This window comes from Mycobacterium sp. MS1601, assembly GCF_001984215.1.
Lineage (GTDB): Bacteria > Actinomycetota > Actinomycetes > Mycobacteriales > Mycobacteriaceae > Mycobacterium.
The window spans coordinates 5466194-5479434 of record NZ_CP019420.1; the positions used below are offsets into that span (position 1 = coordinate 5466194).

A 13241-nucleotide genomic window follows, 5' to 3' on the forward strand; every position below is an offset into this window, starting at 1 on the left:
TGTTTCAATTATGACCTTCGCTGGGCTATCCTGCGATCGATGAGCGCACCTGTCCAGACTCCCGTCCAGATCGCCTGGGTGACGTCTGACCTCGACGCCACCGAGGCAGCGTTGAGCAACCTGCTCGGAGTACGGAAATGGGTCCGGCTCGCCGAGGTGCACTTCGGGCCGGAGGCCAACACCTACCGCGGCAAGCCCGCAGACTTCTACGCGAGCATCTCGTTGAGCTACCTGCACGACATGCAACTGGAACTCATCGAGCCGGTGCGCGGTGGCGCCAACATCTACAGCGACTACCTGCGACAGCACGGCCCTGGACTGCACCACATCTGTGTCGAGGCCACCGACGCAGCAGCGTTCGATGCAGCGTTGGCCAACGCCACCGCCCACGGAGCCGAGGTGGTGGCCCAGGGTGCCATGCCGGGCGGAATGCGGTTCGCCTACGTCTCCGATGCCGCCGCGGGTGTGCCTTTCCTGGAGATCGCCCAGATTCCCGGCGAGATCAAAGCCTTCTTCGACCACATCAGGCAGGAGCAGTCATGACCATGGTCAACCCGCCCACCGTCAGTGCGGCCGACGTCACGTGGTCCGAGGACACCGACGTCCTGGTGATCGGGTTCGGCATCGCGGGCGGCTGCGCGGCGGTCAGCGCCGCCGAGCGTGGCGCCCGCGTTCTGGTGCTCGAAAAGGCCGCCGCGGCAGGCGGAACCACGTCGATGGCCGGTGGTCACTTCTACCTCGGTGGCGGCACCGCCGTGCAGACCGCCACCGGGCACAACGACTCGGCCGACGAGATGTACAAGTACCTCGTGTCGCAGTCCCGCGAACCGGAGTTGGACAAGATCCGCGCCTACTGCGACGGCAGCGTCGAACACTTCGACTGGCTCGAGGGGCTGGGTTTCCAGTTCGAGCGCACCTACTACCCGGGCAAGGTGGTGGTGCCCCCGGGCACCGAAGGCCTGTCCTACACCGGCAACGAAAAGGTGTGGCCGTTCTGCGAGCAGGCGGTGCCCGCTCCGCGCGGGCATTCGGTGCCGGTGCCCGGTGAACTGGGTGGAGCGTCCATGGTGATCGAGTTGCTGCTCAAGCGCGCCGCCGAACTGGGCGTGCAGATCCGCTACGAAACCGGCGCCACCGCGCTGATCACCGGTGATGACGGCACTGTGGTCGGTGCGCGGTGGAAGCACTTCGCCGAAACCGGTGAGATCACAGCGAAATCAGTGGTGATCGCCGCCGGCGGCTTCGCGATGAACGCCGACATGGTGGCCGAGTACACCCCGGCTCTGGGGCAGCAGCGCAAGACCAAACACCATGGCCTGGTCGCCCCCTACATCCTGGGCAACCCCAACGACGACGGCCTGGGCATCGGGCTCGGTGTCTCGGCCGGAGGTGTGGCGCTGAACCTGGATCAGCTGTTCATCACCGCCGCCGCCTACCCGCCCGAGATCCTGCTCACCGGCGTCATCGTCAACGCCGACGGCAAGCGGTTCGTTGCAGAGGATTCCTATCATTCGAGGACATCGGCGTTCGTGCTCGAACAGCGTGACCAGACCGCGTACCTGATCGTCGACGAAGCGCACATGCAGATGCCCGAGATGCCGCTGATCAAGTTCATCGACGGCTGGGAAACCATCGCGGACATGGAAGCGGCACTGGGCATTCCGGCGGGCAACCTGGCCGCGACGCTGGAGAAGTACAACGCCGACGCCGCCCGCGGTGAAGACCCCGACTTCCACAAGCAGCCGGACTACCTCGCCGCTCAGGACACCGGACCGTGGGCGGCGTTCGACCTGTCACTGGGAGTCGCGATGTACTCGGGCTTCACCATGGGCGGGCTCAAGGTGTCCATCGATGGTGAGGTGCTCCGTGACGACGGCACCCCGGTGCCAGGGCTGTACGCCGCGGGGGCGTGCGCGTCGAACATCGCTCAGGACGGCAAGGGCTACGCCAGTGGAACGCAGCTGGGCGAGGGGTCGTTCTTCGGCCGGCGCGCCGGTGCTCACGCGGCGCGGCGCGCGGGAGCCGGCACAGCAGCCCGCTGACAGTCGCAACGGTGACAGCGAGTCACTTGGTGGCGAAAAAGCGGGCCGGTTTCCGCCCTCAGGTGACTCCCTGTCGGTTTGGGCGGCCACGGTCGACGGGCACGGGAATCCGCGCAGCACGTCAATCCTGGTCTGCCCCCCGCGGCCCCAGCCGCCATTCGCCGCCGCCCAACAACGCCAGCTCCAACTCGCACTGGCGGATCACCGTGCCGCGGTGGGCGACGCTGATCAAGATGGTCTCCGGAAGCTCGCTGCGCACCAGCTGATAGAGCATGGTCTCCAGACCCACATCCAGCGCTGAGGTGGCCTCGTCGAGGAACGCAGCCTTCGGCTTGGTCAGCAGGATCCTGGCGAATGCGACACGTTGCTGCTCACCCGGTGAGAGCACCTTGGCCCAGTCCGCCTCCTCGTCGAGCCGCGCCACCAGGTGCGGCAAAGCCACGCGATTGAGGACGGCGACCAGATCGGCGTCGGCGATCTCTCCTTCATGCCGGGGATAGGACAGCACCTCACGGAGATCGCCGAGCGGGACGTAGGGCATCTGCGACAGGAACATCGTCTCGTTGGGCCCGTCCGGACAACGCAGCGTGCCGCTGGTGAAGGGCCACAGCTGCGCAAGGCTGCGCAGCAGGGTGGTCTTGCCGGTGCCGGACACGCCGGTGATGGCCAGGGTGTCACCCGGGGTCAGCTGCAGATCGATCGGATGGATCAACTGGGTGCCGTCCGGTTTGCGGACCTCGACATTGTTGAACTCGACCGCCCCGCCGGTGCTGGCTGCCACGGCGAGCGTGGGCAGCGCCCGACCTTCGTCGTTGGCCACCACCAGGCCGTGTAGACGGATGATAGCCGCGCGGTACCCGGCGAAGTCGTCGTAGGCGTTACGGAAGAACGACAGTCCACTCAGGATCGACCGGAACGCTCCGGCGGTCTGGCTGAGAGCGCCGAGGGTGATCTCCCCGTTGTAGAACCGCTGGAACTGCACGACATAGGGGATGAGTTCCTGGGCCTGCGTGATGGACACGTTCCAGCCGAAGAACCCCGTCATCCGGTTGACGTACTTCTTGTAGTTGTGCACCACCGGGGCGAACCGGCGCCGCAGGCCGGAGCGTTCGGCCAGTTCGCCGCGGTAGAAGGCGACCGACTCCGAGGCGTCCCGCAGTCGAACCAGCGCATACCGGAAGGCGGCATTGTACTTCTCGTTGTTGAACGACAGCCCGATGATCGGCCGGCCGATCCGGAAGGCGACGATGGTCGCGAACACGATGTAGATGACGCCGATCACGAACATCGCCTTCGGCAGTTCGACCCCCACGAACGGCAGGGTCACCGGACCGGAGAGGTTCCACAGGATCGCGGTGAAGGAGATCATCGACGCGATCGAGGACACCGCGCCGAACAGCAGAGTGCTTTCCGAGCCGTATCCCGGCCGGTTGGGTTGCGAGTTCACCCCCGCGGTGAAGATGTCGATGTCGGTCTGGATGCGCTGGTCCGGGTTGTCGATGGTGTCGTCGATGAAACGGGCTCGGTAGTAGGCCTTTCCGTCCAGCCAGTTGGTGGTCAGCTGTTCGGTGAGCCAGGCCCGCCACCGCAGCATGAATCGCTGCGCGAAATAGAGGTCGAGCATCATCAAGGCGATGTTCACCACCGCCAGGGCCGCGAACACGATCATCGACAGCCAGAAACCGCTGCCGCCGGATTGCCGCACGGCCTCGTCGCCGCTGCCCAGTCCCGACGCGATCACCTGGAAGCTGGTGGACATGTCGTTGCCCTGGTAGCTGAACAGCACCGCCAGGCGAACGCCGGTGATCACCGAGAGCAGCAGGCCTGCCAGCCACACCCAGACGATGACGCTGTCGCGGCCGACGAAGTATCCGCGGGTCACCCGCCAGAACTGCCGGCCCCAGACCGTGAACCGGACGATTCCGACCAGGACCAGCATCGTCGCCACCGCGCTGATCACCCAGGCCTGGGCGATCCACCACAGCGAGGTCCAGAGCTCGTTGCCCCAGTCCAGCGTCGGTGTGAACGTATCCATTTCCACCCGGGCAAGGTACCGCGTCCGCCTGGGATGTGCCGGAGGCCGCTATCTCGACGTGGCGAGCGGTTCCAAGCGCCACTCGCCGCCGCCGAGCAGATGCAACTCCTGCTCATGGTGCTGCTCGACGCTCGGACGGTGGCTCACGCTCACCATGATCAGGTCAGGAAGCTCTTGGCGAACAGTCGAATACATCGCGAATTCCAGGCCCTCGTCCAAAGCGGCGGTGGCCTCGTCGACGAACACCGCTTTCGGTTTGGTCAACAACACCCTGGCAAAAGCCACGCGTTGCTGTTCACCGGGGGAGAGCACCTTCACCCAGTCCCGTTCCTCGTTCAATCGGTGTGCCAGGTGGGACAGCTGAACCTTGGTCAGCGCCTGTTGCAAGTCCGCATCGGGGATGTCACCGGGGGAGGCGGGGTAGGAGACGACAGCTCGCAGATCACCCAGCGGGACATAGGGCACCTGGGACAAGAACATCGTCTCGTTCAGACCTCCGGGGCGCCGCAGCGTGCCGGAGGTGAACGGCCACAGCTGGCCCAGGCTGCGCAGCAGTGTCGTCTTGCCCGAACCGGACACGCCGGTGATCACCAAACCCTGGCCCTGCTCCAGACGCAGATCCACCGGGTTGATCAGGACGTCACCGGTCGGGGTGCGCACCTCGACCCGCTCCAGGGCCACCGAACCGTCGGAGCTGTCGGCGGTGGCTAGTTCCGGAAGCTGCCTGGCCTTCTCGTTGGCCTGCACCAGACCGTCCAGGCGGATGATCGCCGCCTGGAAACTGGCGAACGAGTCGTAGGCGTTGCGAAAAAAGGACAGCCCGGCCAGCACCTGGCTGGTGGCGTTGCCGGACTGGGTCATCTCACCGAAGGTGATATCGCCGTTGAACATCCGCGGCGCCTGCACGATATCGGCCAGCGGCACCGCGGCCTGGCTGGCGGACAGGTTCCAGCCGGTGAAGCCGATGGTGCGCCGCACGTAGTGCCGATAGTTGTCGATCAGCGGTGCAAAGCGGCCTTCGAGTTGTACGCGCTCGGCCCGCTCGCCGCGGTAGAAACCAACCGCCTCGGCCATGTCGCGCAACCGCACCAGCGAGTACCGGAAGGCGGCGTTGCGGGCCTCGTTGATGAAACTCAACCGGATCAACGGCCGGCCGATCCAGAAGGCGACCGCGGTGGCGATCAGCACGTAGGCGACCGCGATCCAGAACAGCGCCCGAGGGATCGTCACACCCAGCAGCGTCAGCGGCCCGGCGAGGTTCCAGAGGATGGGACCGAACGACGCCACCGACAGAATCGAGCTGATGGCGCCGAACAGCAGCACCGAACCGGTGCCGTACTGCGGGATGTTGGGGGTGGGACCGACACCGGTGGTGAAGATGTCGATGTCCTGCTGGATGCGCTGATCAGGGTTGTCGATGGTGTCGTCGATGAACCGCCCCCGGTAATACGACCGATGGTCGAGCCAGTCGGCGCTGAGGCGGTGGGTCAGCCAGACGCGCCATCTGATGATGAAGCGTTGCATCAGGTAGATGTCGAGCATGGTGCGGGCCACGTGCACCGTCGCCAACAGCGCGAACAACTTCATCGCGGTCCAGAAGCCGTCCACACCGGACTGTTTGACGGCGTCGTCGCCCGATGCGACACCTCCGAATGCGACCTGCAGAGCGGTGCTCTGGTCGTTGTAGAAGTAGCTCAGCAACACATCGAGGCGCACCGAGGCCACCACCGACAGCAGCAACAACGCCAACAAACCCCACACCGGCAGGCTCGAGCGGCCTTTGAAGTATTCGCCGCTGACCCGCCAGAACTGTCGACCCCAGGTGGTCAACCGGAGCAACGCGGCCACAGCGGCCAGTGACACGGCGGCGGTCAGCGCGAACACCCACGTGATCCACCACAGCGACACACCGATCTGGTCGCTCCAGTCGATGGACTGCTCGAACAATGTGGCTCCTCGTCAGGCGAAAGTGCAGCGCAGGTGCGCGGTGACGGTATCGGCGGCGGCTGTGGGTGCGATGTCACGGACCGCCAGGCCCAGGTAACCGTCAGGACGGATGACGAAGACCGACAGCCCCCGGGCCCCGTAGGCGCCGGCGAACTGGCCGTCGGTGTCGCGGATGACCGGCAACACGGTGTCGGCGACGCCGGCGTCGGGAGCGGCCACCACGAAGACCTGCGCGGTGTCGTAAGTGGCGTCCGACGCTGCGTCGGCCACGGCTTCCAGAGCGCCCACGTCGGTGAAGCCGGTGCCTGCATAGAGCACGACGGCGTGGTCGCGGCGGTTGAGCAGCGTGAACAGCCGCAGTGGCCCGGTGACCGAATCGCGGTGCAGGCCGGTGGCATCGGGAGCTCGCTCACCGGCGCCGTCGGCGACGATGGGACTGCCGGCGTACGAGATCAACAACTGAGCTTCCCGGCGCATGGCGTAGTCGGGATCCGCCGAGTCCGCCCCGACACCGGCGCGGGCACTGCGGACCGTGCGGCCCACCACCTCCTCGCCCACGGGCCTGCGTTCGGCGTCGTAGGTGGCGAGCAAACCATCGGCGGCCTGTCCGCGGACGGCCAGCGCCAATTTCCACGCCAGGTTGTGGGCGTCCTGGATGCCGGTGTTCATTCCTTGGGCACCCGTCGGCGGGTGGATGTGGGCGGCGTCGCCCGCCACGAACACCCGGCCGGTGCCGTAGCTGTCGACGATGCGGTGGCTGATCCGAAACACCGATGACCACCGCAGGTTGCGGGCCGTCACCGGTTCGGGTGCCAACCGGTCCAGGACCGTCTGGATGTCGGACAGTGCCGGGGTGTCACCGGCGGACAGCTGCGGCGGCACCAGCATCGTCATCCGATAGCGCCCCCGGCCCGGCAGCGGGATGCACACCAGCAGGTCATCGGTGGTGCCGTCGACCTGGTGCGCGGCGCGCAGCGCGTATCCGCGGGGCAGTGACCAGTCCACCTCCAGGTCGCCGAGCATGTACTGCTCCTCGAACGCCCCGCCTTCGAACGTGCACCCCAGAGCTTTGCGTACCGCGCTGTGTGCCCCGTCGGCGCCGATCAGGTACCGGGCGCGCACCCGCTGGGAACCCACCTCGACGGTCACGCCGTCGTCGTCCTGCTGGAAGCCGGTGACCGCCACGCCGCGCTGGACGAACACCCCGCGTCGGACCAGTTCGTCGCGCAGAACCGCCTCGGTGGCGTACTGCGGAATGCAGATGAAACCGAACGGCACATCCGGCGGCAGGCGCAGCTCCAGCTCACCGACGCGGGCGCCGTTGACGTAGACCACCTGGCCGCGCATCGGGATCGACTGGTCCAAGATGGCCTGCAGGATCCCCATGCCCTCGAATACTTCGAGCGTACGGGGTTGCACCCCAACGGCTTTGGCGTATTGAGGGGGCTGGACCACAGGGTCGACGATGTGGCAGTCGACGCCGCGGCGATTCAACTCGACGGCCGCGGCCAGCCCGATGGGCCCACCACCGGCAACCAGGACATCGGTGTCGAAAGCGTCGGTCACCGCGCAATTATGCAGGCCGAATCCCAGTGGACGCGTTTGTCAGGCGGTATTGCTTCGGCGGCGTCAGGACAAGCCTGCCAACGCACGCTCGCGCTGGCAGGGAAGGCAAGTACGGTTGTCGTGTGGCACGGACCTCCTCGAAGACCAAAGCGGATGCGAAGACCAACCCTTCCAAGCCCGGCCGGATCAGCGGCCGGTTCTGGAAGATGCTCGGCGCCAGCGCGGACAAGAACCAGGCCAAGTCACTCGCCGAGGTCAAAGACTCCGCGGCCTTCGACGAGAAGGCGAAGAGCCTGGACGACGAGCAGCTCAGCAAGGCCGCAGGCCTACTCGACCTCGAAGCGCTGGCCGAGTCGAAGGACATCCTGCAGTTCCTGGCCATCGCCCGCGAAGCCGCCGAACGTGCCACCGGTCTGCGCCCGTTCGATGTCCAGCTGCAGGGCGCACTGCGGATGCTGGCCGGCGATGTCGTCGAGATGGCCACCGGCGAAGGCAAAACGCTGACCGGCGCCATCGCCGCAGCCGGATACGCGCTGGCCGGACGTCGGGTGCACGTCATCTCGGTCAACGACTACCTGGCCCGCCGAGATGCCGAGTGGATGGGCCCGCTGCTGCAGGCGATGGGACTGACCGTCGGCTGGATCACCGGCGAGTCCACTGCCGAAGAGCGGAGAGCGGCGTACCAGTGCGACGTCACCTACGCCTCGGTGAACGAGATCGGTTTCGACGTGCTGCGCGATCAGCTGGTCACCGACGTCGCCGACCTGGTATCACCCAATCCGGATGTCGCCGTGATCGACGAAGCCGACTCCGTACTGGTCGACGAGGCGCTGGTGCCGCTGGTGTTGGCCGGGACCACCCACCGCGAAAAGCCCAAGTTGGAGATCATCGAGCTCGTCGGCAATCTGGACCCGAACATCGACTACTCCGCCGACGCCGACCGCCGCAACATCCACCTCACCGAAGAAGGCGCACAGAAGGTCGAGAAGGCGCTCGGCGGCATCGACCTGTACTCCGAGGAGCACGTCGCCACCACGCTCACCGAGGTCAACGTGGCATTGCATGCCCACGTCCTGTTGCAGCGCGACGTGCACTACATCGTCCGCGACGGTGCGGTGCATCTGATCAACGCCTCCCGCGGCCGCATCGCCCAGCTGCAGCGCTGGCCCGACGGACTGCAGGCCGCGGTGGAGGCCAAGGAAGGCATCGAGACCACCGAAACCGGCGAGGTGCTGGACAACATCACGGTTCAGGCCCTGATCAACCGGTACCCGACGCTGTGTGGCATGACCGGCACCGCGCTGGCCGCCGGCGAGCAGCTGCGCCAGTTCTACAAGCTGGGCGTCTCCCAGATCCCGTCCAACACGCCCAACATCCGCGAGGACGCCGAGGACCGCGTCTACATCACCGCCGCCGCCAAGATCGACGCGGTGATCGCGCACATCCAGGAAGTGCACGCCACCGGCAGGCCGGTGCTCGTCGGCACCCACGACGTCGCCGAGTCCGAGGAACTGCACGAGCGGCTGCTCAAACGCAAGGTGCCCGCCGTCGTCCTCAACGCCAAGAACGACGCCGAGGAAGCCGCCGTCATCGCCGAGGCCGGCGCACTCAACGCCGTCACCGTGTCCACCCAGATGGCGGGCCGCGGTACCGACATCCGACTCGGCGGCTCCGACGAGTTGACCCATGACCAGGTGGTCGAGCTGGGTGGGCTGCACGTCGTCGGAACCGGTAGGCACAACACCGAACGCCTGGACAACCAGCTCCGGGGACGCGCCGGACGCCAGGGTGACCCCGGCTCGTCGGTGTTCTTCGCCAGCTGGGAAGACGACGTGGTGCTCTCGCACCTCGACGCGGACAAACTGCCCCACGAGGCCGACGACGAGGGCCGGATCACCAGCCCCAAGGCCGCCACGCTGATCGACCACGCGCAGCGCATCGCCGAAGGCAGGCTGCTCGACGTGCACGCAAACACCTGGCGCTACAACCATCTGATCGCACAGCAGCGCGCCATCATCGTGGAGCGCCGCAACACGCTGCTGTCCACGCCGACGGCGTTGGAGGAACTCAAGGATCTGGCCCCGGAGCGGTACAAGGAGCTGTCCGAATCCATCTCCGACGACAAGTTGGAGCGCATCTGCCGGCTGATCATGCTCTACCACCTCGACCGCGGCTGGGCCGATCACCAGGCGTTCCTGGCCGACATCCGCGAGAGCATCCACCTGCGGGCACTCGGGCGGCAGAACCCACTCGACGAGTTCCACCGGATGGCCGTCGACGCCTTCACCTCGCTGGCCGCGGATGCGGTGGAAGCAGCCCAGCAGACCTTCGAAACGGCCGACATCCTGACCGACGAACCCGGCTTGGACCTGTCCAAGCTGGCCCGGCCCACGTCGACGTGGACCTACATGGTGCACGACAACCCGCTCAACGACGACACGCTGTCGGCCCTGAGCCTGCCGGGGATCTTCCGCTAGGCACGCCGTACTTCGATAGGGTTTACTCCCATGACGCCTGCTCCGGGGGGCACGCGCGACCGGGTTCTGACGGTGCCCAACGCGCTGTCGGTGGTGCGTCTGATCCTCATCCCGGTGTTCGTCTACCTGATGTTGGGCGCCGAGAGCCAGTCGGCCTACTCGTGGGCTGTCGGCATCCTGGTGTTCAGCGGCGCCTCCGATTGGCTGGACGGCAAGATCGCTCGCAGCTTCAAAGACCAGTCGTCGCGACTGGGGGAGTTGCTGGACCCCGCCGTCGACCGGCTCTACATGGTCGCCGTACCCGTCTCGTTTGCGCTGGCGGGCATTGTTCCCTGGTGGGTGATCGGGATCCTGGTGGTGCGCGACGGGCTGCTGGCGGCGATGCTGCCGATCCTGCGCAGCCGCGGACTGTCGGCGCTGCCGGTCACCTACATCGGAAAAGCGGCGACGTTCGCGCTGATGTCGGCTTTCCCGCTGATCCTGTTGGGGGCATCGGTTGCCCCTGGAACAGCGTTGTGGGCCAGCGTGATCGGCGCCTGCGGATGGGGATTTCTGATCTGGGGTGTCTACATGTATGTGTGGGCCTTTGTGCTCTACGTGATCCAGTTGGTGATGGTGGTTCGCCAGCTTCCCAAGGTCCGGTGATGAGCGAACCCGACCGCACACTGGGCGGCTACGACCCCACCGCGGGACTGGACACCGACCGGATCAAGGCCGTGCGCAAGCTTCCGGTGCCGTCGTTGCTGCGTTCGCTGCTTTCCGAGCACCTGGACCCTGGCTACGCCGCCGCCGCCAAGGCCAGAGCCCAATCGTCACAGCCGCCGCCGCGTGCCGCGCGCTGGATGTGGCAGGCGCTGGCGGCTCTGCTGATCGCCTCGGTGTTCGCCGTGGCCGCGGCCCAGGCCCGCTCCACCGCGCCTGGAGTCAGCGAGGCCCAGCACGTCCTGGCCGGCAGCGTCCGCTCCGCCGAGGGCACCACCGATGAATTGGCCACCCGGCGCGACACCCTGGCCGCCGAGGTCGACGACATTCAGCGCCGCCAACTCGCCGACGACGCCGAGGGACAGCAACTCCTGTCCCGCCTCGACGAGCTCAATCTGCCCGCGGGAAGCACCCCGATGATCGGTCCGGGTATCACGGTGTCGGTGACCGATCCCGGCGTCACCCGCGATCTCACCGACGTGTCCAAGCAGCGGGTGCCCGGCAGCCGCCAGGTGATCCTGGACCGCGACCTGCAGCTGGTGGTCAACTCGCTGTGGGCCGCCGGGGCCGAGGCCATCGCGATCGACGGCATCCGGGTAGGGCCCAACGTCACCATCCGGCAAGCGGGCGGCGCGATCCTGGTCGACAATCACCCCATTGCCAGTCCCTATGAGATCGTCGCTCTCGGTCCGCAGAACGCCCTGCGCGACGGATTCGAACGCAGCCCCGCCCTGACGCGGCTGAGGCTGCTCGAGATCTCCTACGGGGTGGGCGTGACGGTCAGCGCAGGCGAAGGCCTGACCGTGCCGACGGGCGCCACCCGCGAGATCGTGTTCGCGACACAGATCGGCCCCTGACATCGAGATTCTGGAGAAGCACCTGTGATAGGGATCGCAGCACTGGTGGTGGGCATCGTGCTGGGCCTGGTGTTCCAGCCCAGCGTGCCGGAGGTGATCCAGCCTTACCTCCCGATCGCCGTGGTGGCGGCGCTGGATGCGGTGTTCGGCGGCCTGCGCGCCTATCTCGAGCACATTTTCGACGCCAAGGTGTTCGTGGTGTCGTTCGTGTTCAACGTACTGGTAGCAGCTCTAATCGTGTATGTCGGCGACCAATTGGGGGTGGGCACCCAGCTGTCCACCGCCATCATCGTGGTTCTCGGAATTCGGATCTTCGGCAACGCCGCCGCCCTGCGCCGCAAGTTGTTCGGAGCCTGATGACCACCCACGATCATGGCAAGCACGAGCTACCGGTCGAGGGCGGCCGCACACGCACGCGCTCGCAGATGGTGTTCGGCGCGCTGGCCGTGTTGCTGTGCCTGGTGCTCGGTGTGGCCATCGCCACGCAGGTGCGCCAGACCGAATCCGGCGACTCGCTGGAATCGGCCCGCCCCGCCGACCTGCTGGTGCTGCTGGACTCTCTGCAGCAACGCGAGGCAGCGTTGAGCACCGAGGTGGCTGAACTGCAGCGGACGCTTGCTGCGTTGCAGGCGGCGGGCAGCTCTGACCAGGCCGCCATCGACAACGCCAGGGCCCGGCTGGCGGCACTGTCCATCCTGATCGGCACCGTGGGCGCCACCGGTCCGGGGGTGGTGGTGACCATCGACGACCCGGCCTCGGGCGTGTCCCCGGAGACCATGCTCGACGTCATCAACGAACTGCGCGCCGCCGGCGCCGAAGCCATGGAGATCCGGGCGGGGGACAGCTCGGTTCGCGTCGGCGTCGACACCTGGGTGGTGGGCAATCCGGGAGCGCTCGAAGTCGACGGCACCGCTTTGGCCCCGCCCTATTCGGTTCTTGCCATTGGCGATCCGCCCACCTTGGCTGCGGCGATGAACATCCCGGGAGGCGCCGTGGACAGCGTCGAACGGGTCGGTGGCTCGATGGCCATCCAACAGTCCGAGCGCGTTGACGTCACCGCCTTGCGGCAACCGAAACCACGCCAATACGCTCAGCCAGTCAAATGAGCAGATCTGTGAACCAACGAGTGTGAGTGAGAACCGAACGTGAGCGAGATCCCAGCCGAGCTGTCCTACACCGCCGAACACGAATGGGTCCGTCGCACCGGCGATGACACCGTGCGCGTCGGCATCACCGACTATGCGCAGTCCGCGCTGGGCGATGTGGTGTTCGTGCAGCTGCCCGATACGGGTACGGAGCTCACGTCCGGCGACACCTTCGGCGAGGTGGAATCCACCAAATCCGTCTCCGACCTCTACGCCCCACTGACCGCGAAAGTGGTTGCCGTCAACGGCGATCTGGAGGCCAGCCCCGACCTGGTCAACTCCGATCCGTACGGCGCGGGTTGGCTGCTGGAACTGCGGGCACAGCCGGGCGAGCTCGACGCCGGATTCGGGCATTGCTGGACGCCGAGGCATACCGCGCCACTCTCACCGAATGAGTTAGTTGTTAGGGTGCCTGCCAGCCGTGTTTCCTGCCGTGCCGGGCACAATCGTGCCGACGGCGCGGTAACGTC

The 13241-nt window shown here is 66.6% G+C and carries 10 protein-coding genes and 1 pseudogene; 8 read left to right on the forward strand and 3 right to left on the reverse strand.

Going from position 1 to position 13241, the window contains the following annotated elements:
• Positions 1-39: 39 nt before the first annotated feature.
• On the forward strand, positions 40-543 hold the full coding sequence (locus BVC93_RS26135; RefSeq protein ID WP_083739964.1) for a VOC family protein: 504 nt from the start codon (positions 40-42) through the stop codon (positions 541-543).
• Positions 540-2042, forward strand: a complete 1503-nt coding sequence (locus BVC93_RS26140) for an FAD-binding protein (protein WP_083739965.1) — start codon at positions 540-542, stop codon at positions 2040-2042. The genes BVC93_RS26135 and BVC93_RS26140 overlap by 4 nt, the downstream gene beginning before the upstream one ends.
• Positions 2043-2163: 121 nt before the next feature.
• On the opposite strand, the gene BVC93_RS26145 is transcribed toward BVC93_RS26140, so the two are convergent.
• Genes BVC93_RS26145 through BVC93_RS26155 form a run of 3 tightly spaced genes read right to left on the reverse strand, consistent with a single transcriptional unit; the run spans position 2164 to position 7590 of the window.
• Positions 2164-4077, reverse strand: coding sequence for an ABC transporter ATP-binding protein/permease (locus BVC93_RS26145; protein ID WP_083741358.1), 1914 nt, complete (start codon positions 4075-4077; stop codon positions 2164-2166).
• A gap of 48 nt (positions 4078-4125) precedes the next feature.
• Positions 4126-6024 carry an ABC transporter ATP-binding protein/permease gene (locus tag BVC93_RS26150; protein WP_157517089.1) on the reverse strand — a complete coding sequence of 633 codons (1899 nt, stop codon included), beginning with the start codon at positions 6022-6024 and terminating at the stop codon, positions 4126-4128.
• Between the two features lie 12 nt (positions 6025-6036).
• Positions 6037-7590: an FAD-dependent monooxygenase gene (locus BVC93_RS26155; protein ID WP_083739966.1), complete on the reverse strand. Its 1554-nt coding sequence runs from the start codon at positions 7588-7590 to the stop codon at positions 6037-6039.
• 206 nt (positions 7591-7796) lie between these two features.
• On the opposite strand from BVC93_RS26155, the gene secA2 reads away from it, so the two are divergent.
• The 6 genes and pseudogenes from secA2 to gcvH all read left to right on the forward strand — a co-directional run bounded on the left by secA2 (position 7797) and on the right by gcvH (position 13166).
• A complete protein-coding gene (gene secA2 / locus BVC93_RS26160) occupies positions 7797-10067 on the forward strand; it encodes an accessory Sec system translocase SecA2 (RefSeq protein ID WP_236950503.1) in 2271 nt (756 codons plus the stop codon).
• A 30-nt stretch (positions 10068-10097) separates the two neighbouring features.
• On the forward strand, positions 10098-10712 hold the full coding sequence (locus BVC93_RS26165; RefSeq protein WP_083739968.1) for a CDP-alcohol phosphatidyltransferase family protein: 615 nt from the start codon (positions 10098-10100) through the stop codon (positions 10710-10712).
• On the forward strand, positions 10712-11626 hold the full coding sequence (locus tag BVC93_RS26170; protein ID WP_083739969.1) for a DUF881 domain-containing protein: 915 nt from the start codon (positions 10712-10714) through the stop codon (positions 11624-11626). Before BVC93_RS26165 ends, BVC93_RS26170 begins: the two co-directional genes overlap by 1 nt.
• A gap of 24 nt (positions 11627-11650) precedes the next feature.
• Positions 11651-11983 carry a small basic family protein gene (locus BVC93_RS26175; protein WP_083739970.1) on the forward strand — a complete coding sequence of 111 codons (333 nt, stop codon included), beginning with the start codon at positions 11651-11653 and terminating at the stop codon, positions 11981-11983.
• Positions 11983-12732, forward strand: coding sequence for a DUF881 domain-containing protein (locus tag BVC93_RS26180; protein ID WP_083739971.1), 750 nt, complete (start codon positions 11983-11985; stop codon positions 12730-12732). The genes BVC93_RS26175 and BVC93_RS26180 overlap by 1 nt, the downstream gene beginning before the upstream one ends.
• Before the next feature lie 39 nt (positions 12733-12771).
• Positions 12772-13166, forward strand: a pseudogene (gcvH, locus tag BVC93_RS26185) (glycine cleavage system protein GcvH).
• The last annotated feature ends 75 nt before the right edge of the window (positions 13167-13241 follow it).

Bases quoted from the DNA above. Each gene is read 5' to 3' on its own strand.
- BVC93_RS26135 (WP_083739964.1), top strand. From the start codon at position 40: ATGAGCGCACCTGTCCAGACTCCCGTCCAGATCGCCTGGGTGACGTCT.
- BVC93_RS26140 (WP_083739965.1), top strand. From the start codon at position 540: ATGACCATGGTCAACCCGCCCACCGTCAGTGCGGCCGACGTCACGTGG.
- BVC93_RS26145 (WP_083741358.1), bottom strand. From the start codon at position 4,077: ATGGATACGTTCACACCGACGCTGGACTGGGGCAACGAGCTCTGGACC.
- secA2 (WP_236950503.1), top strand. From the start codon at position 7,797: ATGCTCGGCGCCAGCGCGGACAAGAACCAGGCCAAGTCACTCGCCGAG.
- BVC93_RS26165 (WP_083739968.1), top strand. From the start codon at position 10,098: ATGACGCCTGCTCCGGGGGGCACGCGCGACCGGGTTCTGACGGTGCCC.
- BVC93_RS26170 (WP_083739969.1), top strand. From the start codon at position 10,712: ATGAGCGAACCCGACCGCACACTGGGCGGCTACGACCCCACCGCGGGA.
- BVC93_RS26180 (WP_083739971.1), top strand. From the start codon at position 11,983: ATGACCACCCACGATCATGGCAAGCACGAGCTACCGGTCGAGGGCGGC.